The following is a 24,993-nucleotide window of genomic DNA, read 5'->3' as shown; positions in this document are numbered from 1 at the left end:
CGGCGAAAATCGGTTCGTGGAAGTGACGCTGCTCGGTACCGGTGCCCCCGCGGGTCTGCCCCGCCCCGACTGTCCCTGCGCGGCCTGTGCGGCCTCGCTCGGCGTGGACGCGCGGGCGGCGACCGCCGTGCTCGTGGACGGCTCGCTGCTGCTGGACCTGACGCCGGGTGCGGCGTTCGCCGCCGCGCGCGCCGGGCGTTCGCTGGCCGGTGTACGGCAGGCGCTGCTGTCGCATCCGCACGACGGGCCGCCCGTCGAGGTGCCGGCCGGGCTGCCGCAGCCCGGGCGGGTGCCGGACGGGCGGGAGTTGGCACCCCTGACGGGGCATCGGGTGCGGGCGGTGGCGATGGACGCACCGGGCACGGGGTACGCGGTGACGGGGCCCGACGGGCAACGGCTGCTGTATCTGCCGCCGGGGGGCGCGCCGGCCGGTCTGGAGGACGGTACGGAGCCGGCCGAGCGGTACGACATGGTCCTCCTGGACGTCGTGGGGCGGCCGGACGCGCTGGCGAAGCTGCGGGCGGTGGGCGCGGTGGGGCCGACGACCGACGTCCTCGCCGTGCACCTGGACCACGACGTGCCGCCGGGGCCGGAGTCGCGGCGCCGGCTCGCGGCGGCGGGGGCCCGGGCGGTGCCGGACGGGTCGACGCTGGCGGTGGGGGCGTACGAGGACGTGCCGGACGTGCCCCGGCGGACGCTGGTGCTGGGCGGGGCCCGGTCGGGCAAGTCGGTGGAGGCGGAACGGCGGCTGGAGTCCTTCCCCGGCGTGCTGTACGTCGCGACGGGCGGTTCGCGCGGCGGGGACACCGAGTGGGCGGTACGGGTCCTGGCGCACCGGGAGCGGCGGCCGGGCTCGTGGCGCACGGCCGAGACGTGCGACCTGGTGCCGCTGCTGGGGACGGACGGGCCCGCGCTGCTGATCGACTGCCTGTCGCTGTGGCTGACGGACGCGATGGACGCCGTGGGGGCGTGGGACGACGCGCTGTGGGCGGACGGGGGCGAGCGCGCGCTGCGCTCCCGGATCGCGGAGCTGACGGCCGCCGTGCGGGCGACCCGGCGGACGGTCGTGCTGGTCTCCAACGAGGTCGGCTCGGGCATCGTCCCGGCCACGGCGTCGGGGCGGCGGTACCGCGACGAGCTGGGGCGGTTGAACGCGGCGGTCGCGGCGGAGTGCGAGCAGGTGGTGCTGGTGGTGGCGGGGCAGGCGGTGGTGCTGCGGGGGTGACACGGGCGGGCCGGGGGGTGGGTGGTCGCGGGGTGGGGTGTGCCGCGGTGTTCCGTCGCGCGCTCACCGCTTCCGGGCGATGAGCCGGTACGCGTTCGAGAAGCGGGTGCGGCACAGGACCGGGGCCAGGGTGTGGTCGAGCACGGTCGCCGTCCTCACCAGGGCGGTCGCCGCGCGCAGGAGGCCGGGGCGGCCCGGCGGGAGGGCGCGGGCCAGGGACAGGGAGAGCGCCGCCGACAGGTCGTAGGGCAGGTGCGGGGCGCGGCGGTCCGCGGCGAGGACGGTGCAGCCCTGGCCCTCCAGTTCGGTGCGGAGGTTGGACAGCGGCATCAGGTGGAGGTGGCGGGGCTGGCCGTGCGGCAGCCACCACTTTCCGAGGAGCGCGGCGAACGCGCTGCACGGGTCGGGGACTTCGAGGAGGAGGTGGCCGCCGGGGCGCAGGGCGGTGAGGGCGGCGCGGAGTTCCTCGCGGGGGTCGTGGGTGTGCTCCAGATGGTGGAGCATGCTGACGACGTCGTAGCGGGCGCGCAGGCGCGCGGTGACGCCCGGGGTGGTGAGGTGCCCGACGTGGGCCTCCTCGACGCGGCCCGCCAGCCGCGCCCGTTCCACCCTCGGGGTGGGGTCCAGGCCGTCGAACGCCGTGTACGGGAACGTCTTCCGCGCGGCCTCCGGGAACAGGGCGTGGCCCGTGCCCACGTCCAGCCAGCTCTCCGGCTCCCCGAACGGCAGCATCGTCCGGGCGACGGCCCGCAGACGGCGGCGGCGGGTGCGGACCGCGAGGACGCGGTCGGTGAGGGCGCGGTGGGTGAGGACCGACGGGAACTCCTCGTCCGGGCCGCGCCGGTAGAGGGCGAGCCCCTCCGGGGTCAGGCGGGGGTTCTGGAAGGCGTGGGCGCAGTCCCGGCACTCGTCGACGATGAAGGTGCCCGGTCTGTGGTGCAGCAGGTCCGGGGCGCGCAGCCGGGTGCGCAGGCGTTTCGAGCCGCACCAGGGGCAGTCGTCGCGGCGCGGCTCGTGGATGGGCCTGGGGGGCATGAGCGGCTCCGGTGGGAGGGCGGGAGAACCGTGCGGCAATCCGTAGCAAAACGGAACGTATGGGATCCCGATTGTGGGTGCAAAGACGCCGTGCGGACGGGGTGGCGATGTGGCGCGGAACCGTTCGTTCGGTGCCGGTACTGTTCGGCGAATGAGCTCGCTTAATCTCGACGACTTCACCGATCTGATCGAGCGCCCCGACGGCGGGGTGCGGCGCGACGCGGAGGCGTACCGGGAACGTCGGATCGTCCCGACCGGGGCGCTGGGGCGCCTCGACGACCTGGGTGAGTGGCTGGCGGCGGCGCAGGGCGCGGTGCCGGTGCGCCCGGTGGAGCGGCCGCGGGTGGTGCTGTTCGCCGGCGACCACGGCATCGCCGCGCTCGGCGTCTCGGCCCGGCCCGCGGGCGGCGCCGGGCAGCTGGTGCGGGAGGTGCTGGAGGGCGGCCGTCCGGCGGCGGTGCTGGCGCGCCGGCTCGGGGTTCCGGTGCGGGTCGTGGACATGGCGCTGGACTGCGAGCCGGACGCGTTCCCCGAGGACGTCGTACGGCACCGGGTACGGCGCGGCAGCGGCCGTATCGACGTCGAGGACGCGCTGACCGCGCAGGAGGCCGAGGCCGCCTTCCTGGCCGGGGTCGCCGTCGCCGACGAGGAGGCGGACTCCGGTACGGATCTGGTCGTGCTCGGCGATGTGAGCGTGGGCGGCACCACGGTGGCGGGCGTGCTGGTCGCCGCGCTGTGCGGGACCGACGCGTCCGTGGTGACCGGGCGGGGCGGGGAGGCGATCGACGACCTGGCCTGGATGCGCAAGTGCGCGGCGATCCGCGACGCGCTACGGCGGGCCCGGCCGGTGCTCGGGGACCAGTTGCAGCTGCTGGCGACCGTCGGGGGCGCCGACCTCGCCGCGATGACGGGCTTCCTGCTCCAGTGCGCCGTGCGGAAGGTGCCCGTGGTCCTGGACGGGGTCGTCACGGCGGCCTGCGCGCTGGTCGGGCAGCGGATCGCCTTCCGGGCGCCCGACTGGTGGCTGGCGGGGCAGCGCAGCGGCGAGCCGGGGCAGGTCAAGGCGCTGGACCGGATGGCGCTGGAGCCGTTGCTGGACCAGGGCGTGACCGTGGGCGAGGGCGCGGGCGCCCTGCTGGCGCTGCCGCTGGTACAGGCCGCGGCGGCGCTGGCCGCCGAGCTGCCGGAGAGGCGGGCCGAGCCCGGGACACCGGACGAGCCCGAGGAGTCGGAGAAGTCGGAGAAGTCGGAGGCGTCGGAGGAGACGGAGAAGTCGGAGGAGACGGAGGAGACGGAGAAGTCGGAGAAGTCGGAGGCGTCGCAGGAGTCGGGGGCGTCCTGACCGGAGCGGTGCGGGGCGTGGGCCGGACGGCCGACGGGGCGGCACCGACGGAGGCGACAAAAGGGCTTTTTACCGTATTGACGCCCATATGATCACCTGTCATGGGAGATGTCCGGATCACTTCCCGTCGGGCCGCCGCCTTCACCGTCTGGTACCTGCGGTCCGTCGCCTTCGTCAACCTGCTCAGCGCGGTGTGGGTCTCCCTGGGGCAGGACGTGCGCCGGCACAACCAGGCCGACTTCTTCACCCCCTACCTGCTGACGGCCGGGTTCGCCCCCGGTGTCTTCGCCGCGTTCCTGGCCGTCACCATGCGGCGCCGCAAACGGGCCGCGTGGATCCTGAACCTGGGGCTGAGCGGCGCGTTCCTCGCACTGCTCGGACCCGCCATGGCGTTCCCGGAGATCCGGCGGTATCCCCAGAACTGGGTCTCCCTCGCCCTGACCGCCGCCTTCGTCGCCGCGCTGCTCGCCGGACGCGCGGAGTTCTACGCCAAGGGCGACCGCGCCAATCCGAGGCTCGCGGCCGCCGTCGGCGCGGGCGGGCTGCTCGGCGCCTCGCTGCTGGCCGCGCTGCTGGTGACCGTCACCGACCGGGCCCCCGGCCCGTCCACGTTCCTCGACCGGTGGCGCTACGGCGCGCTGCGGCTGGTCTCGGTCGCCGACGACCACCTGTTCCCCGGTATCTCCCCGCCCACCTGGGTCGACGTCGCCGTGAACGTCCTCAGCACGGTCCTCGTCCTCGCCGTCCTGTACGCCGCCTTCCGCTCCCGGCGGGCCGTCGACCCCCTCACCGCGGACGACGAGAAACGGCTGCGGGAGCTGCTCGACCGGCACGGGGAGCGGGACTCGCTCGGCTACTTCGCGCTGCGCCGGGAGAAGAGCGTGCGCTGGTCGCCGACCGGGAAGGCCGCCGTCGCCTACCGGGTGGTCGGCGGGGTGTCGCTGGCGTCCGGGGACCCGCTCGGGGACCCCGAGGCCTGGCCGGGGGCGATCGAGCCGTGGCTCGCCGAGGCACGCTCGCACGGCTGGATCCCGGCGGTGATGGGGGCGAGCGAGGAGGCCGGGACGGTCTACGCCCGGCACGGGCTGGACGCCCTCGAGCTCGGTGACGAGGCGGTCGTGGAGGTCGCCGAGTTCACCCTGGAGGGGCGGGCCATGCGCACCGTCCGGCAGGCCCACAACCGGGTGCGGCGGGCCGGGTACGCCGTGCGGATCCGGCGGCACGGGGACATCGCCGCCGACGAGATGGCGTCCCTGGTGCGGCGCGCCGACGACTGGCGGGACGGGGCCACCGAGCGCGGGTTCAGCATGGCGCTGGGGCGGCTCGGGGACCCGGAGGACGGGCGGTGCGTGATGGTCGAGTGCACCGACGCCGAGGGCCGGCTCAGGGCCCTGCTGTCCTTCGTGCCGTGGGGGCCGCACGGGCTGTCCCTCGATCTGATGCGGCGGGACCGGGACTGCGACAACGGGCTGATGGAGTTCATGGTCATCGAGCTGCTGCGGCGCGCCCGTGGCCTCGGCATCACCCAGGTATCGCTGAACTTCGCGATGTTCCGGTCGGTGTTCGAGCGCGGCTCCCGCCTGGGCGCCGGGCCGGTGCTGAGGCTGTGGCGGTCGCTGCTCGGCTTCTTCTCCCGGTGGTGGCAGATCGAGTCGCTGTACCGCGCCAACGCCAAGTACCGGCCCGCCTGGGAGCCCCGTTTCCTGCTCTTCGAGAAGAGCGCGGACCTGCTCCGCATCGGCCTGGCGTCGGCGCGGGCGGAGGGCTTCCTGGAGGCACCGGTGCCGGCCGGGCGGCCGCACCGCACGCGCCTGGGGGCCCACCGGTGAACCCGCTCGCCCGCTGGGCCCGCGCCGAGTGGGGGCCGCTCGGCGCCGCCGTGCGCGGGCCCCTCGTGACGCTGCGGTGGCGGGCGGTGCCGATGACGCTCGGCGCGGTGTGCCTGACGGCGGCCCTGCACGTCGTGCAGAACCAGTCCTGGGGCCACGGGTTCGTGCGGGCCGTGGGCGTGGTGCGGGCCGGGGACCCGCTGGGGGCGGCCCTTGCGCGCACCCCGCTGTCGCTGTTCGTCCCCGCGCCGGACCTGCCGGTCTGGGGCGCCCTCGCGCAGGTCCTGTGCGTCTTCGGCCTCGCGGAGATCTGCCTGGGCCGGCGGCTGACCCTCGTCGTCGCGTACGCCGCCACCCTCGCCGGCTCGCTCTACGCGCGCGTGGGCGTCGCCCTCGGCCCGGACTGCCCCCTGGGCCTGCCCGCCTCCGACGCCCAGGTGGTCGACACCGGCCCCTCGGCGGCGGTGGTGGGTCTCGCGGTCCTCCTCGGCCACCGGTACCACGCGCACGCCACGGCCGGCGCGGTCGTCGTGGCGATGGTCGTCGAGGTGCTCCTGAAGGCGAACCTGGCGGGCAAGGAGCACCTGGCCGCCATCGCGGGCGTGGTGGTGGGGTACGGGGTCATGGAGGCGGGGCGACGCGGACCGCGGGCGGTGCCTCCGGAGCGCGGGGTGGCGCAGCGCCGCCTCCGAGGCGTGGGCCCCGCGGGAACGGGCTCCGAGAGGGCGTTGCTCCGCGAGGGCGTGTCCCCGCGCACCGGCCGCCCGGCGAGCGCTCACCCCCGCCCGGCCGAGCGCAGCTCCGCGTCCGTCTTGCCGCCGAGCCAGTCCCCCACCACCCGCCGGGGCCGCGCCCACCGCCGGTCGTGCCGGTAGGCGCGCAGCGCCGCCCTCGCGCGCGCCCGGGGCCGTCGGCGGTAGAAGCGGCGGGCCCACCAGGAGCCGGGGCGGGCCAGGCGGACGAAGCCGATCAGGCCGACGAACGGGACGATCACGCTGAAGACCGCCATCCGGCCCTTGCCCTTGCTCAGCACCACCAGGGCGAACAGGAAGTTGAGCACCACGGTCGAGATCACGCTCCCCCGGTCCTGCCGCTCGTCCGGGCCGACGTCGTTGACGCCGAACGGCGAGAAACCCACCAGGACCAGCCCGACCAGGGCGGCCGTCAGGACGACGACCTCCACGCTCTTGCGGCCCGCCTCCGTCCAGTACACGTCGTCGAGGTGGAGGACCAGCGCGAACTCGTCCAGGACGAGCCCGGCGCCGACGCCGAAAACGATCGCGAAGGCGGCCGAGCCGAAGCCGTACCGGCCGCTCGCCACCGCGCCGAAGCCGCCGAGCACGGTCAGGACGACGCCCGGGACCACGTGGTGGACATGCAGTCCGCCCGCGCTGACGTTGCCGAACGGGCCCCGGCCGGCGCGGATCAGACGGGTGACGGCACGGGTGATCAGGAAGGTCAGGACGAAGGCGGCGAGGGCGAGGAGCAGCGGGAGTTTACCCGGCTCGACGATGTTCCGCTGCACCCAATGTCCCATAAGCGCATTCTCATCCCCGTCTCCCGGGGGTGCCCGTCCGACCGCCGGGTAACCTGCGCCGGTGTCCACGACCCCGCCTCCCCCGCTTCCCGCGCCCTCCCGTCTCGACGGACTCCGTTTCGCCTTCGGCACGCTCACCGTGCTCCCGGTCCGGGTGACCCGGTGGGACCGGCGGGCCGCGCGCGGCGGCATGCTCGGCGCCCCGGTGGTGGGGCTGGTCGTCGGCGGCTGCGCGGCCGGGGCCGGACTGGCGGCGCTGCTGCTGGGCGCGGGCCCCCTGCTCGCCGCCGTCGCCTCCGTCGCCGTACCCGCCGTGCTCACCCGTGGGCTGCACCTCGACGGGCTGGCCGACACCGCGGACGGGCTGGGCAGCGGCAGGCCCGCCGAGGACGCGTTGCGGATCATGAAGCAGTCGGACATCGGGCCGTTCGGCGTGCTCACCCTGGTCCTCGTCCTGCTCGCCCAGGCGGCGGCGCTGGCACAGCTGTACGGCGCCTCCTGGGCGCGCGGCGCGCTCGCGGCCGTCGTCGCGGCGGTCGCGGGACGGCTGGCGCTCACCCTGGCCGCCCGGGCGGGGGTCGGGGCCGCCCGGCCGGAGGGACTGGGGGCGGCCGTGGCCGGGGTGGTGCCGGTGCGGGCGGTGTCGGCCGCGGTGGCCGCCGTCACCGCCGCCGCGGCGGCCGCCGGCGCGCTCCTCGGCCCGTACGACGCCGTCCGCGCGGCCCTCGCCGTCGTCCTCGCCCTGGCCGGCGCCGAACTCCTGCTGCGCCGCTGCGCACGGCGGTTCGGCGGGGTCACCGGCGACGTCTTCGGCGGCCTGGCGGAAACGGCGACGACGACGGCGCTCGTGGCGCTCTGCCTCGGCGGCTGAGACGCCTCCCGGCGGACCACCCCGCCCCGCGAACCCGCCGCGAGACCGGAGACGGGCGCCGGACCGGAGGGCGGACCACAGACCGGAAACGGCCGTCGGGCCGGGGGGCGGACCACAGACCGGAAACGGCCGTCGGACCGGGGGCGGACCACAGACCGGAAACGGGCCACGGACCGGAGGGTGGACCACAGACCGGAGGGCGGGCCACAGACCGGAGGTGGGCCACAGACCACAGCGGGCCGGCGTTTCCGTCGCCGCCATGCCGACCCGGCGCGTGTGACTCGGGTCATGGGGTGCGAGGATCGGGCCGTGGCCACGACGCCAACCGACAGGTGAGGACGCGTGTGCGTGAGCGATTGCACACGCGCGCGTACGCTCGTTGCGGGGTTCGCCGTGCCGGTTCGCCGCGCCGGTGCGGCCGGCCCCGGTTGCGACCGCACCCTCGACCCGGATCCAGGGTCGGCTGTCGGGTCCGGTCGACCCACACATTTCCGGCCACAGCAACTTCACATCGGAAGCGAGAATTCACCACCGTGACTGCTCTCACTCTCAGCACCGCCGCGGCGCCCGGCCTGCGGGCCGACGCGATCGTGATCGGTGTCGCCAAGGGCACTGCACCCGGCTCCGGGGGCCTGGTCGTCGCCCCGGGCGCCGAAGCCGTGGACAAGGCCTACGACGGCCGGCTCGCCGGCGTCCTGGAGACCCTCGGCGCCACCGGCGCCGAGGGCGAGGTGACGAAGCTGCCCGCCCCGGCCGGCTTCAAGGCACCGCTCGTGCTGGCGGTGGGGCTGGGCGGGGAGCCCGGGAAGGACACCTCCTACGACGCCGAGGCCCTGCGCAGGGCGGCCGGTGTGGCCGCCCGCACCCTGAGCGGGAACAAGAAGGCCGCCTTCGCCCTGCCGCTGGCGGACGGCGCCGGTGTCGGCGCGGTCGCCGAGGGCGTCGTGCTCGGCGCGTACTCCTTCGACACCTACAAGGACAGCGCCGGGAACGCCGCGAAGGCGGCGAAGGGCAAGGGGCCGCTCGCCGAGGCCGTCCTGCTCGGCGGCAAGCCGCGCGACGCCGCCCACAAGGCCGCGCTCGCCCGCGCCGCCGCCGTCGCCGAGGAGCTCAACCGCGCCCGCGACCTGATCAACATGCCGCCGAACGACCTCGACCCGCAGGCCTTCGCCGCCATCGCACAGGCCGCGGCCAAGGAGCACGGCATCAAGGTGCAGGTCTGGGACGAGAAGGCCCTCGCCAAGGGCGGCTACGGCGGCATCCTCGGCGTCGGCGCCGGCTCCGCGTCGGCCCCGCGCCTGGTGAAGCTGTCGTACACCTCGTCCAAGGCGAAGAAGCACCTCGCCTTCGTCGGCAAGGGCATCACCTACGACTCGGGCGGCATCTCGCTGAAGCCGGCCGGTCACAACGAGACGATGAAGTGCGACATGAGCGGCGCGGCCGCCGTCTTCGCGGCCGTGGTCGCCGCCGCGCGCATCGGCCTGGAGGTGAACGTCACCGGCTGGCTGGCGCTCGCCGAGAACATGCCGTCCGGTTCCGCCACCCGCCCCGGTGACGTGCTGCGCATGTACAGCGGCAAGACCGTCGAGGTCCTCAACACCGACGCCGAGGGCCGGCTGGTGCTCGCCGACGCGCTGTGGGCCGCCTCCCAGGAGAGGCCGGACGCCATCGTGGACGTCGCCACGCTGACCGGCGCGATGATGCTGGCGCTGGGCAACCGCACGTTCGGGATCATGGCGAACGACGACGCGTTCCGCTCCACGGTGTTCGAGGCCGCGGAGGAGGTCGGGGAGCCGGCCTGGCCCATGCCGCTGCCCGAGCACCTGCGCAAGGGCATGGACTCCTCCGTCGCCGACATCGCCAACATGGGTGAGCGGATGGGCGGCGGGCTGGTCGCCGGCCTCTTCCTGCGGGAGTTCGTGGGCGAGGGGATCACCTGGGCGCACCTGGACATCGCCGGCCCGGCGTTCAACGAGGGCGGTCCCTTCGGCTACACGCCCAAGGGCGGCACCGGTACGGCCGTGCGGACGCTGGTGCGGCTCGCCGAACTGACCGCCGCGGGCGATCTCGGCTAGTTCCTCCGGAGCGGGGGACTGTGCGCCTGATCACTCGGCTCGTGTCCGTTGTGCAGCGGGTGCGGACCGTATGTGGCTGGTCGCGCGGTTCCCCGCGGCCCCGGGCGGGACCGCTTCCCGCCGTCACAGGTGAGCGTGGGGCGTCTCACACCCCGGCCCCGCGTCCCGTACGCCTCCCACAGGTGCGAAGATGGGGCTCGGCAGGACAGGGCCCCACCACAGGGCCGAACGTAGAGCGGCCGGACACCAGCCGCCGACCGGTCACCGACGACCGGCGTGGCGCACATGCATGGAGGACGTGACGTGGCGAACGACGCCAGCACCGTTTTCGACCTAGTGATCCTCGGCGGTGGTAGCGGTGGTTACGCCGCGGCCCTGCGCGGGGCCCAGCTGGGCCTGGACGTCGCCCTGATCGAGAAGGACAAGGTCGGCGGCACCTGCCTGCACCGGGGTTGCATCCCCACCAAGGCCCTGCTGCACGCGGGGGAGGTCGCCGACCAGGCCCGCGAGAGCGAGCAGTTCGGCGTGAAGGCCACTTTCGAGGGCATCGACATCGCCGGGGTCCACAAGTACAAGGACGGCGTGATCTCCGGCCTGTACAAGGGCCTCCAGGGTCTCGTCGCCTCCCGCAAGGTGACGTACATCGAGGGTGAGGGCCGGCTGTCCTCCCCCACCTCCGTCGACGTGAACGGCCGGCGGATCCAGGGCCGCCACGTGCTCCTGGCGACCGGCTCCGTGCCGAAGTCGCTGCCGGGCCTGGAGATCGACGGCAACCGGATCATCTCCTCCGACCACGCCCTCGTCCTGGACCGCGTGCCGAAGTCCGCGATCATCCTGGGCGGCGGTGTCATCGGCGTGGAGTTCGCCTCCGCGTGGAAGTCGTTCGGCTCGGACGTCACCGTCATCGAGGGCCTGAAGCACCTCGTCCCGGTCGAGGACGAGAACTCCTCCAAGCTTCTTGAGCGCGCCTTCCGCAAGCGCGGCATCAAGTTCAACCTGGGCACCTTCTTCTCGAAGGCCGAGTACACCGCCGACGGCGTCAAGGTCACCCTGGCCGACGGCAAGGAGTTCGAGGCCGAGGTGCTGCTGGTCGCGGTGGGCCGCGGGCCCGTCTCGGCCGGTCTCGGCTACGAGGAGCAGGGCGTCGCGATGGACCGCGGCTACGTCCTGGTCGACGAGTACATGCGGACGAACGTCCCCACCGTCTCCGCCGTCGGCGACCTGGTCCCGACGCTCCAGCTCGCGCACGTCGGCTTCGCCGAGGGCATCCTGGTGGCGGAGCGCCTGGCCGGTCTGAAGACCGTCCCGATCGACTACGACGGTGTCCCGCGGGTGACGTACTGCCACCCCGAGGTCGCCTCCGTGGGCATCACCGAGGCCAAGGCCAAGGAGATCTACGGCGCGGACAAGGTCGTCGCTCTGAAGTACAACCTGGCGGGCAACGGCAAGAGCAAGATCCTGAACACCTCGGGCGAGATCAAGCTCGTCCAGGTCAAGGACGGTGCCGTGGTCGGCGTCCACATGGTCGGCGACCGCATGGGCGAGCAGGTCGGCGAGGCCCAGCTGATCTACAACTGGGAGGCGCTGCCGGCCGAGGTGGCCCAGCTCATCCACGCCCACCCGACGCAGAACGAGGCGCTCGGCGAGGCCCACCTGGCCCTGGCGGGCAAGCCCCTCCACTCGCACGACTGACTGACCCTCGGTCGAAACACGTCGAAGCGACGACACAGACTTCCGCAATTCGTAAGGAGCAACCGAAACCATGGCGGTTTCCGTAACCCTTCCGGCGCTCGGCGAGAGCGTCACCGAGGGCACTGTCACCCGCTGGCTGAAGGCCGAGGGCGAGCGCGTCGAGGCTGACGAGCCGCTGCTGGAGGTGTCGACCGACAAGGTCGACACCGAGATCCCCTCGCCCGTCGCCGGCATCCTGGCCTCCATCAAGGTCGCCGAGGACGAGACCGTCGAGGTCGGCGCCGAGCTGGCCCTCATCGACGACGGCACCGGTGCCCCGGCCGCCGCTCCCGCTCCGGCCGCCGAAGCGGTGGCCCCGCCGGCTCCCGAGCCGGCCCCGGCCGCCCAGCCGTCCGCCGAGCAGGCCGCCCCGGCCCCGGCTCCCACCGCCGAGGCCGCCGCCGGCGCCGGTTCCGCCGAGGGCACGGACGTCGTCCTGCCCGCGCTCGGCGAGTCCGTCACCGAGGGCACCGTCACCCGCTGGCTGAAGTCGGTCGGTGACAGCGTCGAGGCCGACGAGCCGCTGCTCGAGGTCTCCACCGACAAGGTCGACACCGAGATCCCGGCGCCCACCTCCGGTGTGCTGCTCGAGATCACGGTCGGCGAGGACGAGACCGCCGAGGTCGGCGCCAAGCTCGCCGTCATCGGCGCTCCGGGTGCCGCTCCGGCGGCCGCCCCGGCCCCCGCGGCTCCGGCTCCGGCCCCCGCGGCCCCGGCTCCGGCGCCCGCCGCCGCTGCCCCCGCCCCGGCCGCCCCGGCGCCCGCTCCGGCCGCTCCGGCCCCGGTCACCCCGGCTCCGGCCGCTCCGGCGCCCGTCGCCGCGCAGGCCACCGACGAGGGCGCCTACGTCACCCCGCTGGTGCGCAAGCTCGCCGCCGAGAACGGCGTCGACCTGGCCTCCGTCAAGGGCACCGGCGTCGGCGGCCGCATCCGCAAGCAGGACGTCGTCGCCGCCGCCGAGGCCGCGAAGGCCGCCGCCGCCGTCCCGGCTCCGGCCGCGGCCGCTCCGGCCACCGCGAAGAAGGCGCCGAAGCTCGAGGCCTCCCCGCTGCGCGGCCAGACCGTCAAGATGCCGCGCATCCGCAAGGTCATCGGCGACAACATGGTCAAGGCCCTGCACGAGCAGGCCCAGCTGTCCTCGGTCGTCGAGGTGGACGTCACCCGCCTGATGCGCCTGCGCGCCCAGGCCAAGGACTCCTTCGCCGCGCGCGAGGGCGTCAAGCTCTCCCCGATGCCGTTCTTCGTGAAGGCGGCGGCCCAGGCGCTGAAGGCCCACCCGGTCATCAACGCCAAGATCAACGAGGCCGAGGGCACGATCACCTACTTCGACTCCGAGAACATCGGTATCGCGGTGGACTCCGAGAAGGGCCTGATGACCCCGGTCATCAAGGGCGCCGGCGACCTGAACATCGCCGGGATCGCCAAGGCCACGGCCGACCTCGCGGGCAAGGTCCGGGCGAGCCGGATCAGCCCGGACGAGCTGGCCGGCGCGACCTTCACCATCTCCAACACCGGTTCGCGCGGTGCGCTCTTCGACACGATCATCGTGCCGCCGGGCCAGGTCGCGATCCTGGGCATCGGTGCCACGGTCAAGCGTCCGGCCGTCATCGAGACGGAGGAGGGCACGGTCATCGGCGTCCGCGACATGACGTACCTGACCCTGTCCTACGACCACCGTCTGGTGGACGGCGCCGACGCCGCGCGTTACCTGACCGCGGTCAAGGCGATCCTGGAGGCGGGCGAGTTCGAGGTCGAGCTCGGCCTCTGACCCGTCGGCCCTCCCCGGGCCGGGACCCCGACGACGTCGGGATCGCGCGGCACGCCTCCTGGCCGTACGGCTGTACGTCTGTACGGCGCCCCCGTTCGGAGCCCTCGGGCCTCCCGGACGGGGGCTCCGCGCGTTTCGGGGGCGTGTAAGTCTCGTCTCACCTGCGGGAAAGCGCCGCCGGCGCCCCTCCGGGAGCAGCCGTCGGCCGTATTGTCTAAACGTCAAACGCCCTAGGGGCCGATGGGCGGCCCCTCCCTAAGGAGCCCTCATGACCGCGCCCGTCGTCCACTCGCTGCGCGAACAGATCCGCGAGCACATCGTGGAGGGGATCGTCAGCGGGCGCTGGAAGCCGGGCGAGCGGATCGTGGAGCGGCGGATCGCCACCGAGCTGGAGGTCAGCCAGACGCCGGTGCGGGAGGCGCTGCGCGAGCTGGAGTCGCTGCGGCTGATCGAGTCCGCGCCGAACAAGGGCGTACGGGTGCGGAACCTGACCGCGGCCGACCTGGAGGAGAGCTATCCGGTCCGGGCCGGTCTGGAGGCGATCGCGGCGGAGCTGGCGGCCCAGCGGCTGGCGCAGGACTGCTCGGCGCTGGAACCGCACGTGGCCGCGCTGTACGAGGCGGACCTCGCGTCGGACGGCACGGCCCAGGTGCGGCACACCGTGGCCTTCCACCGCGAGCTGGTCCGGGCGGCGGGCAACTCCGTCCTGCTGCACACCTGGGAGGGCCTGGGCATCGAGGTCTTCACCGCCCTGTCGATCCGCTGGCTGGGGACGGTCCAGCAGTCGTACGCGGAGGAGCACGAGGAGCTGGTGCAGGCGTTCCGCCGGCGCGACCCGAGGATCGCGGAACTGGTGAAGGCCCACGTCCTGGGCTGCGCACCGCGGCACGGGGGCGAGTAGGCGGGGCCTTGGACGCCCCCGGGGAACCCCGGGACACCCCGGGGAACCCCGGGACACCCCGGGGAACCCCGGGACACCCCGGGGAACCCCGGGACACCCCGGGGAACCCCGGGACACCCCGGGGAACACCGGAGCGCGCCCGCGCTCAGACGGCGCCCCACCTGCGAAAACAGCCGATTTCGGCGTCACCCGGTGCCACCGCGGAAGGCACCGCGTGCCTATTTTCTCGTTATCGAGAGATTTTGTCCCTCAACCCTTTGATCGATCATCGATCAGGGGGTTACAGTCACCGACGGGCTTGCCACCCAAGCCCCAGCCCTGTCCTGCCAAAGACCTAGGGCACCCCCGAACCCTTGCAGATGAGGGAACCCCCTTCGACTGAGGAAGGCGGCGACATGACCGACCCCAACGCCATCCAGCCGAGCGCGCTCGACCAGCTTCCCGACCGGGACCCGGAGGAGACCGCCGAATGGCAGGCCTCACTGGACGCGGTCGCCAAGGCGGCAGGGCCGCACCGTGCCGCGTACCTGATGCGCCGCACGCTGGAGCGTGCCGAGGGCAACGGCATCGCGCTGCCCAAGCTCCTCGAGACCGACTACGTCAACACCATCCCCACCGCCGCCGAGCCCGCCGTACCGGGTGACGAGGCGATGGAGACCCGGATCACCGCCTGGAACCGCTGGAACGCGGCCGCGATGGTCACCCGCGGCTCCAAATACGGCGTCGGCGGCCACATCGCCACCTTCGCCTCCGCCGCCTGGCTGTACGAGACCGGCTTCAACCACTTCTTCCGGGGCAAGGAGGCCGACGGTTCGGGCGACCAGCTCTACATCCAGGGCCACGCCTCCCCCGGCATCTACGCCCGCGCCTTCCTCGACGGCCGGCTGAACGAGAGCCACCTGGACAACTTCCGCCGGGAGGCGGGCGGCAACGGCCTCCCGTCGTACCCGCACCCGCGGCGGCTGCCCTGGCTGTGGGAGTTCCCGACGGTGTCGATGGGCCTCGGCCCGCTCTCCGCGATCTACCAGGCGCGCTTCAACCGCTACCTGACCAACCGCGGCATCAAGGACGTCTCCGCCTCCCACGTGTGGGCGTTCCTCGGCGACGGCGAGATGGACGAGCCCGAGTCGACGGCGGCCCTCGCGCTCGCCGCCCGCGAGGAACTCGACAACCTCACCTTCGTCATCAACTGCAACCTCCAGCGCCTCGACGGCCCGGTCCGCGCGAACTTCAAGATCGTGCAGGAGCTGGAGGCGCAGTTCCGCGGCGCCGGCTGGAACGTGGTCAAGACGCTGTGGGGCACGGCCTGGGACGAGCTGTTCCGGCTCGACACCACGGGCGCGCTCGTACGCCGCCTGCGCGAGGTACCCGACGCGCAGGTGCAGACGTACCAGACCCGTGACGCCGCCTACATCCGCCAGGACTTCTTCGGCGCCGACCCGGCGCTCGTCGAGATGGCGAAGCTGCTGAGCGACGACAAGATCCTCGAGTGCTTCCACCTCTCCCGCGGTGGCCACGAGGCGCGCAAGGTCTACGCCGCCTACCGTGCCGCCCTGGCGCACAAGGGCGCGCCGACCGTGATCCTGGCGCAGACCGTCAAGGGCCACACCCTCGGCGAGGGCTTCGCGTCGAAGAACGCCAACCACCAGATGAAGAAGCTGACGGTGGACGAGTTCAAGACCATGCGCGACCTGCTGGAGCTGCCGATCTCGGACAGCCAGTTCGTCGACGGCGTGGTCCCCTACGGCCACCCGGGCGCCGACTCCCCCGAGGTCCGCTACCTCCAGGAGCGCCGCGCGGCCCTCGGCGGCCCGGCCCCGGCCCGCCGCGTGCACCCCGTCGCCCCGCTGCCCGCCCCGGCGGAGAAGGCCTTCGCCTCCTTCGACAAGGGCTCCGGCTCGCAGAGCGTGGCGACCACGATGGCCTTCGTCCGCCTGGTCAAGGACCTGGTCCGCGACAAGGAGACCGGCAAGCGCTGGGTGCCGATCGTCCCCGACGAGGCGCGCACCTTCGGCATGGAGAGCCTCTTCCCGTCCCTGGGCATCTACTCGCCCAAGGGCCAGACGTACGAGCCGGTCGACCGCGACCAGCTGATGTACTACAAGGAGGCCAAGAACGGCCAGATCCTCAACGAGGGGATCACCGAGGCCGGTTCGATGGCCGACTTCATCGCCGCCTCGACGTCGTACGCGACGCACGGCGAGACGATGATCCCGTTCTACATCTTCTACTCGATGTTCGGCTGGCAGCGCACGGCCGACCAGATGTGGCAGCTCGGCGACCAGCTCGGCCGCGGCTTCCTCGTCGGCGCCACCGCCGGCCGCACCACGCTGACCGGTGAGGGCCTCCAGCACGCCGACGGCCACTCCCCCGTCATCGCCGCGACCAACCCGGCCTCGCTGACGTACGACCCGGCGTTCGCGTACGAGATCGCCGTCATCGTCAAGGACGGTCTGCGCCGCATGTACGGCGAGGCGGCCCCGGGCGAGGACCCGAACGTCTTCTACTACCTGACCGTCTACAACGAGCCGATGCCGCAGCCGGCGAAGCCGTCCGGCCTCGGCATCGACGAGGGCATCGTCAAGGGCCTGTACCGCTTCAACACGGCGGAGTCGGCGGCGCTCGCCCCGGCCGCCAACGCCCCGCGGATCCAGCTGCTGGGCTCCGGTACGGCGATCCACTGGGTGCTGGAGGCGCAGAGGCTGCTCGCCGAGGAGTGGGGCGTGGCCGCCGACGTGTGGTCCGCGACCTCCTGGACCGAGCTGCGCCGCGACGCGCTGGAGGCCGACGCGGCCCTGCTGCGCGGCGAGGAGCGGGTGCCGTACCTCCGTCAGGCGCTCCAGGGCGCCGAGGGCCCGGTGCTGGCGGTCTCCGACTACATGCGGCAGGTCCCGGACCAGATCGCGCAGTGGGTCGAGCAGGACTACTCGTCGCTGGGCGCCGACGGCTTCGGTCTGTCGGACACCCGTGAGGCGGCCCGCCGTCACTTCGGCGTCGACGCGCAGTCGGTCGTCGTCGCGGCCCTGGCCCAGCTCGCGAGGCGCGGCGAGGTCAAGGCGACGGCGGTGAAGGAGGCCCGGGAGAAGTACGGGCTGTAGTCACTGGGATTCCCGGGAACCTCGGGATTCCCGGGAATCCCGAGGTTCCCGAGGTTCCCGAGGTTCCGGGGAAGGGGTACGGCGGCCGCCGTACCCCTTCCCCGTTTCCGTGTCGGTGGGCCCCGGCATCATGAACCCATGCGTGCGGCCCGGCTGATCAAGATGGTGCTCCTGCTCCAGTCCCGGTCCTCCCTGACCGCCGCCGAGCTGGCGCGCGAGCTGGAGGTGTCGCAGCGGACGGTCGCCCGGGACGCCCAGGCGCTGTCGGAGGCGGGCGTACCGGTGTACGCCGAGCGGGGGCGGGCCGGGGGCTACCGGCTGGTGGGGGGTTACCGGACGGGGCTGACCGGGCTGGCCCGCGGTGAGGCCGAGGCGCTGTTCCTGAGCGGGGTGCCGGGGGCGCTGCGGGAGATGGGGCTGGGGGACGCGGCGTCGGCCGCCCGGCTGAAGGTGTCCGCCGCGCTGGTGCCCTCCCTCCGCGACGCCCCGCGCACGGCCGCGCAGCGGTTCCACCTGGACGCGCCGGGCTGGTTCCAGGAGCCGCGCACACCCGAGCTGCTGCCGGTGGTCGCGGAGGCGGTCTGGGACGACCGGCGGATCCGGGCCCGGTACCGGCGGGGTGAGGGGGAGCGTCGGCGGGAGGTGGCGCGGGAGCTGGAACCGTACGGGCTCGTGCTCAAGGCGGGCGTCTGGTACCTGTGTGCGCGGGTCGCGGGCGCCGGGTCCTTCCGGACGTACCGGATCGACCGGTTCACCGGGGTGGAGCCGCTGAAGGCGCCGGAGGATCGTTTCGCCCGGGACGAGGGCTTCGATCTGCCGGCCCACTGGGCCGACCAGGCCGAGCGGTTCGCCCGGTCGATCCTCCGGACGGAGGTGGTCGTACGGCTGTCGGAGACCGGCGTACGGAGGCTGCCGCACGCCGTGGACCCTGCGGCGGCCCGGGACGCCCTGGCCGGCACCGGGGAGCCCGACGCGGCCGGCCGGGTGACGGTCGTGCTGCGCGTGGAGTCCGAGGAGGTGGCCCACGCCCAGCTCACCGCGCTGGGCCCGGAGGCCGAGGTGCTCTGCCCGCCGTCCCTGCGGCACCGCTTCACCGAGGACGCGGCACGGTGGGCACGGCTGTACGACTGACGGCGCGTCCGCGCGGGTGCGCCGCCCCACGGGCCTGCGGATCAGCCTGAGCGGTCCGGCCGGGCGGGTGGCGGCCGGCGGATCTGGCAGAGGGGCCCCGCTGGGCGGGGGGGCGGCCGGAGGATCCGGCGGAACGGCCCCGCTGGGCGGGGGGGCGGCCGGAGGATCCGGCGGAACGGCCCCGCTGGGCGGGGTGGTTCCGGGTGCGGTGGGTGTGGGCACTCCGGGTGCGGGGTGCCCGTGCAGGCAGGATGCTGGGACGCGTGATGGACGAGACGGAGTTCTGGGAGCTGGTCGACGCCACGCGTGAGAACGCCGAGGGTGACCCCGAGGAACAGGCCGACCTGCTCGTGGACCGGCTCCTGCGGCTGGAACCGGACATGGTCCTGGACTTCGCCCGTCACTTCGAGGCCCGTTACAACCGCGCGTACACCTGGGACCTCTGGGGCGCCGCCTGGGTGCTGCTCGACGGTGCCAGCGACGACGCCTTCGACTACTTCCGGTGCTGGCTCATCGGGCAGGGCCGGGAGGTCTACGAGGGGGCCGTGCACGATCCGGACGCGCTCGCGGACCTGCTGGGCGACTTCGACGAGGAGATCGACGGCGACGGCGAGGAGCTGGGCTACGCGGCCGACGAGGCCTACGAGCAGCTCACCGGGACCGTCGCCCCGGACCTGGGGATCGCGCCCGCCCCGGCGGAGCCCGAGGGCACGCCGGTCGACTTCGAGCAGGAGCGGGCGCTCGCCGAGCGGTATCCGCGGCTGTGGGAGCGCTTCAAGGAGTGAGTCCCCGGGCGGCCGGGCGGGGCCGGTTCAGGCCGCGGCGCGGCGGCGGGTGGTGGTGTCCGCCGGGATGTACGCCTGCTGCTGGGTGGCCTCGGCGGTGTGGTGCAGCGGCGCCTTGTTGGCCTGCTCCAGGGCGGACGCGGTGGCCGCGGCCGGCCCCAGGACGACCGCGGCGACGGCGCAGACCACCGTCCAAGGGCTGCGGACGGCCCGGGTCCAGGCGGTGTCCCGCGCGACGGTCCCGGCGGTCGTCCGCGTGGCGGTCGTCCGCGTGCTGTCCGTGTGACCGCCGTCCGTGCGACTGCTGTTCATGTTCCCCGCCTCCAGTCGGTTCGGTTCGTGTCGTACTCGACGGTAGGGGGCGGTGATGGGAGGAGTCTGAACGCCGTCTAAGGCATTCCTGTGAACGTGCGGGCCGTGCGGGCCGCCCTGGCCGTCCTGCCCTGCAACCGGGCGGCCGTCTCCCGGATCTCCGGCAGGCGGGCGCTGAGGGCCGCGCCGGGGCAGCTCGTCATGAAGCCGTCCTTGTGCCCGGCGAGGGCGGGCAGGGCCGCGGTGGCTCCGGCGGCGTACCGGCTGTGGCTGTTGCTGGAGGTCAGACGGACGTCGGCGCGCGGGTCGACGCCGGAGAGGCCGAGTTTCCAGGCGGCGACGGCGGCGATCGCGTCGACCATCGCCTGCGGGACCGGCATGCCCGCGGTGAAGGTGCCGAGCGCGGCGATGCCGGCCGTGCGGTGGTTGAAGCCCTGGGTGTGCGCGCCGGTGACGGGGCGGTCGAGGCCGCCGGCCCGGCCCTCGTAGACGGTGCCGCAGCGGTCGACGATGAAGTTGTAGCCGATGTCGTCCCAGTCCCGGACGCCGGTCTGGCCCGCGTACAGGTGGCGGATGATGCGGGGTGCGTCGGCGCAGTCGTAGCCGTTGGGCGAGTCGGTGTGGTGGACGAACACGGCGACGACCCGGTCGTCGTAGCGCGGGGGCGGCTGCGCGCGCCGTGCGAGCTCGGCCAGCCAGGCCGCGCGGGGCACGATGCGGGGCCGGGCGGCGGTGTGCGGGTTCGCGGGGCGGTTCCCGGCCGGCTGTGCGGTGCGGGTGGCCAGGGCCGTCGTGGCGGCGTGCTCCACCCCGTGCGCGCACAGCGCCAGGGCCGCGCCGGCGGAGAGGCCGGGCAGGCAGGCCAGGAGCACGAGCAGGGGGCCCGGCACCACTACCGGGCGCCGGGCCCGCGTCTCCCGCGCGCGGCGGAGGACCTGTCGGAGGGCACGCATGGTCCCCACTGTCGGCCGGTTCCGCCGCGCCCGCGATGTGTGCTGTGCCACCTGGCGGAACCGACGTCCCGTTCCGCGGCGTTCTCGGGGTACGAGCACGCGGGGCCGGTCCGGCCGGTCACGCGGGTGCGGGCGACGCACAGCTGATCACCGGGGCCGTCCCGTACGTACTGGAGGGTCCGAGAGGAAGGCGGCCGAGTGGACCTGCTCGACATCCTGCTGGTGCTGGTGGCCCTGGCGTACGCCGGCTCCGGGTACCGGCGCGGTCTGGTGGCCGGCTGCGTCTCGCTGGCCGGGTTCGTGGGCGGCGCGGTGGTCGGCGTGTGGGTGCTGCCGTGGGTGATGGACCTGGTGACGGCCGGGACCACGGCGGCCACGGTCACCGCGGTCCTGACGGTGCTGGCCCCGGCGGCGGTGGGGCACGAACTGGCGGGGCGGCTGGCGCTGCGGCTGCGCCGGGAGCTGGACCGGGGGCCGCTGCGGGTGGCGGACGGGGTCGGCGGCGCGGCGGCCAACGCGGTGGCGGTGCTGATCGTGGCGTGGGTGGCGGCGAGCGTGCTGGGCGCGTCCTCGTCGGCCGTCGTGACGTCGGCGATCCGGGACTCCCGGCTGCTGGGAGCGGTGCAGGAGACGATGCCGGAGACCACTCCGGGGTGGTTCTCGCGGGCCACGTCCGCGCTGACCGAGGCGGGTTTCCCGCAGGTCTTCAACCCCTTCGAGAACGAGTCGACGGCCCGGGTCGCCGAGCCCACCGGCGACAGTGTCACGGCGAGCGCGACGAACGCGGCCAGGCTGAGCACGGTGAAGGTCGAGGGCGTCTCGGGCGGTCAGGGCCGTGAGGGCAGCGGGTTCGTGTACGCGCGGGAGCGGGTGATGACCAACGCCCATGTGGTGGCCGGCATGGACGAGCCGACCGTGCGGGTCGGCGGCGTGGGCCGGTCCTACACGGCGCGGGTGGTGCTGTTCGACCCGGACAGGGACGTGGCCGTGCTGTACGTGGCCGGGCTGCGTGCGCCGGTGCTGCGGTTCGACGACACGGCCTCCCGCGGGGACGCCGCGGTCGTCGCCGGGTATCCGCAGGACGGCGACCTCGACCTCAGGGCGGCGACCGTCGCGGGCCGGGTCGAGGCGACCGGCCGGAACATCCACAACGACGCCACCGTCACCCGGGAGATCCACACGATCCGTTCCCTCGTCCGCCCCGGCAACTCCGGCGGTCCGCTGCTGACCACCGACGGCCGGGTGTACGGCGTCGTCTTCGCCCGCTCCACCTCGGACGACGAGACGGGTTATGTGCTGACGGCCGCCGAGGTCGCCGGCGACGCGGAGCGGGCGGCGACGGCGACGGCCGCGGTGGACACGGGCGAGCCGGTCACGTCGTAGCCCGTCGTGGCACGTCATAGCCCGTCGATCAGCCCGTCGGTCACGTCGTAGCCCGCCGTAGGCCGCCGTAGGCCGCCGTAGCCCGCGTAGGCCGCCGTAGCCCGCGTAGGCCGCCGTAGCCGTGGGCGGGTCACAGGGCCGGCATGAGTGTCACCCCACGGCCCGGGCCGCGGGTCCCGGCCGGGGTTCGCCGGGGCCGGCGGGCAGGATGGCGGCATGGAACGTTCGCGAATCGCGGTGGCCGGCGCGTCCGGTCTCATCGGCAGCGCCCTGGTGCGGTCCCTGACCGCCGACGGGCACGAGGTGGTGCGCCTGGTGCGCCGGGCGGCCCGGGGCTCCGACGAGGTGCGGTGGGATCCCGAGCGGGGGCGGGTGGACACGGCCGGGCTCGCCGGGTGCGACGCCGTGGTGAACCTGGCGGGCGCCGGGGTGGGCGACCGGCGCTGGACGGAGGAGTACAAGAAGCGCATCCACGACAGCCGGGTGCACGGGACGGCGGCGCTCGCACGGGCGGTCGCCGCGCTGGACCGGCGGCCGCGGGTGTTCGTCAACGGCAGCGCGATCGGCATCTACGGCGAGACCGGCGACCGGGTCGTCGACGAGAGCGCCCCCGCCGGGAGCGGCTTCCTGCCCGAGCTGTGCGTGGAGTGGGAGGCGGCCGCGGCTCCGGCGCGGGAGGCGGGGGTGCGGACGGTGTTCCCCCGGACCGGGCTGGTCGTGGCGCGGGGCGGCGGGGCGTGGGGGCGGCTGTTCCCGCTGTTCCGGGCGGGCCTGGGCGGGCGGATGGGTGACGGGCGGCAGTTCTGGTCGTACATCTCGCTGCACGACGAGGTCGCGGCGATCCGGCACCTCCTGGACCGCGACGACCTGTCGGGGCCGTTCAACCTGACCGCTCCCGAGCCGCTGAGGAACCGCGAGATCACCGCCGCGATGGGGCGGGTGCTGCACCGTCCGACCCTGTTCCCGGTGCCGGCGCCGGTGCTGCGGACGGTGCTCGGCGAGATGGCCGGGGATGTGCTGGGCAGTGCGCGGGTGGTGCCCGAGCGACTGCTGGCGTCGGGGTTCACCTTCGCGTTCCCCGGGATCGAGGACGCCCTGCAGGCCGCCTGACACCCCACCGGGACCGCATGCGACCGCTGTGCGACCGTGCCCTGCCCATGCGCGACTGTTCCCGACCGATCACGGCCCTACCCTCGATCCGAACTCGGGTATTCCGGACGCCCGATGGGGGCATCACGTCTCCATCGGCCGCGCAACCTCGAGGCGAGGAGGGGCACGTGCTTGAGCCCACGTACCAGGCAGACGTCGTCGTGGTGGGAGCCGGGGTCGCCGGCCTCTCCGCGGCCCAACGGCTGAACAGCGCAGGAGTGACGACGGTGGTCCTGGAGGCCGCCCCCTGCGTGGGGGGCCGGATGGCGACCGAGAAGGTCGACGGCTTCCGGCTCGACCGCGTCGGACAGCTGCTGTCCACGGCGTATCCCGAACTGGCGCTGACCCCGGGACTGGACGCGCTCGTCCTGCGCCCGTTCGCCCCCGGGGTGCTGCTGCACAGCGACGGGCGCCACCACCGCGCGGGCGCACAAGCGGGCGCGGGAGGCGCGAGGGGCGCACTCCATGCCGTACGCGCTCTCGCGAGCGCCCCTCGGCCGGGGGCGCTGCCCAGGTCGCGCGCCGGAGCCTCCCGCGCGGTCGCGCTGCCCGGCAGGCGGCCGGGCGCACCCTGGCAGACGGGGGTGCCGCCGCGCGTCCGGGCGGGCGCCCCGCTGGGCACCGCCGTGGACCAGGCCCGGCTCGGTGCGGCACTGACCCGGCTCGCGGCCACCCCCGCCGAACGGCTGCTGCGCCGCCGCGAGGTGCCGGCCGCCGAGGCCCTCGCCGCCCGCGGGCTGCCCGCCCGCACGATCGACGGCTTCCTGCGGCCCCTGCTCGCCGCCCTGCTCTGCGACCCGGACCTCACCACCTCGAGCCGGTGCGCGGACCTCGCGCTGCGCGCCTTCGCGGCCGGGCGGCTGTGTCTGCCGGAGGGCGGGGCCGAGGTGCTGCCGGAACTGCTCGCGCGGACCCTGCCGCCGGGCACCGTGCACACCGGGGTGCGGGTCACCTCGGTCTCCACGACCTCGGTGACCACCGCCGAGCACGGCACGTTCCGCTGTCGCGCGGTGTTGGTCGCCACCGACGCGCGCACGGCCGCCGAACTGCTGCCCGGGCTGCGGGTGCCCGACTTCCACCCGGTGACGGTCCTGCACCACACCACCGACGAGCCGCCGTCGACCGGCGCCTCGCTGCTCCTGGACGCCGACCGCGGCGGCCCCGTCGCCCACACGACGGTGACCAGCCGCGTCGACCCGAGCCGCGCCCCGGCCGGCCGCACCCTGGTCTCGTCCACGGTCCTCGGCACCCCCCCGCCCGGCGTGGACACCGCGGTCCGTATGCACCTCTCCCGCCTCTACGGCACCTCGACCACCCGCTGGGAGACGCTGGCCGTGCACCACACCCCCGAGGCCGTCCCCACCATGCGCGCCCCGCACGACCTGCGCCGCCCGGTACGCCTGCTGGCGGGCCTCTACGTCTGCGGCGACCACCGCGACACCAGCACCGTGCAGGGCGCCCTCCACTCGGCGCACCGCGCGTCGGCGGCGATCCTGTCCGACCTCGGCGCCGCAAGCCCGATGCACGCCGCGGATCCCCTCCCGACCGTGCGCAGGGCGGCGTGACGGCCGGGGGTGGCGTGAGACGGCCGGGGGTGGCGTGAGGCGGCTGGGGGTGGCGTGAGACTGCTGGGGGTGGCGTGAGACTGCTGGGAGGGAGCGGCGTGGGGCCGCCAGGGGGTGACCCAAGGCGACCGGGGGTGGCGTGAGGCCGCCAGGGAGCGGCCGTGGGACCGCCCAGGGGGCCCAAGGCGGCCGGGGGCGGCGCAAGGCCGCCGGGGGCGGCGCAAGGCCGCCGGGGGCGGCGCAAGGCCGCCGGGGGCGGCGCAAGGCCGCCGGGGGCGGCGCAAGGCCGCCGGGGGCGGCGCA

General features: G+C 74.5%; 18 protein-coding genes and 1 pseudogene. 15 read left to right on the top strand and 4 right to left on the bottom strand.

Going from position 1 to position 24,993, the window contains the following annotated elements:
- Positions 1–16 precede the first annotated feature (16 nt).
- Complete coding sequence (locus ACFV9M_RS11920) at positions 17–1,225, top strand: bifunctional adenosylcobinamide kinase/adenosylcobinamide-phosphate guanylyltransferase (RefSeq protein ID WP_385072552.1); 1,209 nt, start codon at positions 17–19, stop codon at positions 1,223–1,225.
- Between the two features lie 63 nt (positions 1,226–1,288).
- Here the strand turns inward: ACFV9M_RS11920 and ACFV9M_RS11915 are convergent, their stop codons facing one another.
- Complete coding sequence (locus ACFV9M_RS11915) at positions 1,289–2,260, bottom strand: class I SAM-dependent methyltransferase (protein ID WP_385072555.1); 972 nt, start codon at positions 2,258–2,260, stop codon at positions 1,289–1,291.
- A 151-nt stretch (positions 2,261–2,411) separates the two neighbouring features.
- Between ACFV9M_RS11915 and cobT the strand changes: the two genes are divergently transcribed.
- The 3 genes and pseudogenes from cobT to ACFV9M_RS11900 all read left to right on the top strand — a co-directional run.
- The gene (gene cobT, locus ACFV9M_RS11910) at positions 2,412–3,602 is read left to right on the top strand and encodes a nicotinate-nucleotide--dimethylbenzimidazole phosphoribosyltransferase (RefSeq protein WP_385072557.1); all 1,191 of its coding nucleotides are present in this window, start codon (positions 2,412–2,414) and stop codon (positions 3,600–3,602) included.
- Between the two features lie 101 nt (positions 3,603–3,703).
- On the top strand, positions 3,704–5,431 hold the full coding sequence (locus ACFV9M_RS11905) for a phosphatidylglycerol lysyltransferase domain-containing protein (protein WP_385072560.1): 1,728 nt from the start codon (positions 3,704–3,706) through the stop codon (positions 5,429–5,431).
- Positions 5,428–6,081, top strand: a pseudogene (locus ACFV9M_RS11900) (hypothetical protein); the annotation flags it as partial. The gene ACFV9M_RS11905 and the pseudogene ACFV9M_RS11900, both read left to right, overlap by 4 nt.
- 125 nt (positions 6,082–6,206) lie before the next feature.
- Here the strand turns inward: ACFV9M_RS11900 and ACFV9M_RS11895 are convergent.
- Entirely contained in the window at positions 6,207–6,968 is a 762-nt protein-coding gene (locus ACFV9M_RS11895; RefSeq protein ID WP_385072563.1) for a hypothetical protein, read from the bottom strand.
- Positions 6,969–7,029: 61 nt separating this feature from the next.
- Here ACFV9M_RS11895 and ACFV9M_RS11890 point away from each other — a divergent pair, with 61 nt between their 5' ends.
- The 8 genes from ACFV9M_RS11890 to ACFV9M_RS11855 all read left to right on the top strand — a co-directional run bounded on the left by ACFV9M_RS11890 (position 7,030) and on the right by ACFV9M_RS11855 (position 19,328).
- The gene (locus ACFV9M_RS11890) at positions 7,030–7,839 is read left to right on the top strand and encodes an adenosylcobinamide-GDP ribazoletransferase (protein ID WP_385072566.1); all 810 of its coding nucleotides are present in this window, start codon (positions 7,030–7,032) and stop codon (positions 7,837–7,839) included.
- Between the two features lie 533 nt (positions 7,840–8,372).
- Entirely contained in the window at positions 8,373–9,914 is a 1,542-nt protein-coding gene (locus ACFV9M_RS11885; RefSeq protein ID WP_385072569.1) for a leucyl aminopeptidase, read from the top strand.
- A 303-nt stretch (positions 9,915–10,217) separates the two neighbouring features.
- A complete protein-coding gene (gene lpdA / locus ACFV9M_RS11880) occupies positions 10,218–11,606 on the top strand; it encodes a dihydrolipoyl dehydrogenase (RefSeq protein ID WP_385072572.1) in 1,389 nt (462 codons plus the stop codon).
- Positions 11,607–11,676: 70 nt separating this feature from the next.
- On the top strand, positions 11,677–13,413 hold the full coding sequence (sucB, locus tag ACFV9M_RS11875) for a 2-oxoglutarate dehydrogenase, E2 component, dihydrolipoamide succinyltransferase (RefSeq protein ID WP_385102405.1): 1,737 nt from the start codon (positions 11,677–11,679) through the stop codon (positions 13,411–13,413).
- A 268-nt stretch (positions 13,414–13,681) separates the two neighbouring features.
- The gene (locus ACFV9M_RS11870) at positions 13,682–14,314 is read left to right on the top strand and encodes a GntR family transcriptional regulator (protein ID WP_385079681.1); all 633 of its coding nucleotides are present in this window, start codon (positions 13,682–13,684) and stop codon (positions 14,312–14,314) included.
- Between the two features lie 395 nt (positions 14,315–14,709).
- Positions 14,710–17,412 (top strand): pyruvate dehydrogenase (acetyl-transferring), homodimeric type, encoded by a 2,703-nt coding sequence (aceE, locus tag ACFV9M_RS11865; protein WP_385079678.1) that lies wholly within the window; start codon positions 14,710–14,712, stop codon positions 17,410–17,412.
- A 138-nt stretch (positions 17,413–17,550) separates the two neighbouring features.
- Complete coding sequence (locus tag ACFV9M_RS11860) at positions 17,551–18,543, top strand: helix-turn-helix transcriptional regulator (protein ID WP_385078247.1); 993 nt, start codon at positions 17,551–17,553, stop codon at positions 18,541–18,543.
- A gap of 266 nt (positions 18,544–18,809) precedes the next feature.
- The gene (locus tag ACFV9M_RS11855) at positions 18,810–19,328 is read left to right on the top strand and encodes a DUF4240 domain-containing protein (RefSeq protein WP_385078253.1); all 519 of its coding nucleotides are present in this window, start codon (positions 18,810–18,812) and stop codon (positions 19,326–19,328) included.
- A 27-nt stretch (positions 19,329–19,355) separates the two neighbouring features.
- Here ACFV9M_RS11855 and ACFV9M_RS11850 read toward each other — a convergent pair whose 3' ends face one another.
- Positions 19,356–19,640 (bottom strand): hypothetical protein, encoded by a 285-nt coding sequence (locus tag ACFV9M_RS11850; RefSeq protein WP_385078245.1) that lies wholly within the window; start codon positions 19,638–19,640, stop codon positions 19,356–19,358.
- A gap of 77 nt (positions 19,641–19,717) precedes the next feature.
- Positions 19,718–20,512: a peptidoglycan recognition protein gene (locus ACFV9M_RS11845; protein ID WP_385078250.1), complete on the bottom strand. Its 795-nt coding sequence runs from the start codon at positions 20,510–20,512 to the stop codon at positions 19,718–19,720.
- Between the two features lie 279 nt (positions 20,513–20,791).
- Between ACFV9M_RS11845 and ACFV9M_RS11840 the strand changes: the two genes are divergently transcribed.
- From ACFV9M_RS11840 to ACFV9M_RS11830, 3 genes are all read left to right on the top strand, one after another.
- Positions 20,792–21,976 (top strand): MarP family serine protease, encoded by a 1,185-nt coding sequence (locus ACFV9M_RS11840; RefSeq protein ID WP_385078242.1) that lies wholly within the window; start codon positions 20,792–20,794, stop codon positions 21,974–21,976.
- A 216-nt stretch (positions 21,977–22,192) separates the two neighbouring features.
- Positions 22,193–23,086 (top strand): TIGR01777 family oxidoreductase, encoded by an 894-nt coding sequence (locus ACFV9M_RS11835; RefSeq protein ID WP_385078239.1) that lies wholly within the window; start codon positions 22,193–22,195, stop codon positions 23,084–23,086.
- A 167-nt stretch (positions 23,087–23,253) separates the two neighbouring features.
- Entirely contained in the window at positions 23,254–24,690 is a 1,437-nt protein-coding gene (locus ACFV9M_RS11830) for an NAD(P)/FAD-dependent oxidoreductase (RefSeq protein ID WP_385078237.1), read from the top strand.
- Positions 24,691–24,993 lie beyond the last annotated feature (303 nt).

This window comes from Streptomyces sp. NPDC059895 (genome assembly GCF_042731035.1).
Classification (GTDB): domain Bacteria; phylum Actinomycetota; class Actinomycetes; order Streptomycetales; family Streptomycetaceae; genus Streptomyces.
Note: the sequence above shows the minus strand (reverse complement) of the source record. Positions and strands in the feature narration are given on the sequence as shown.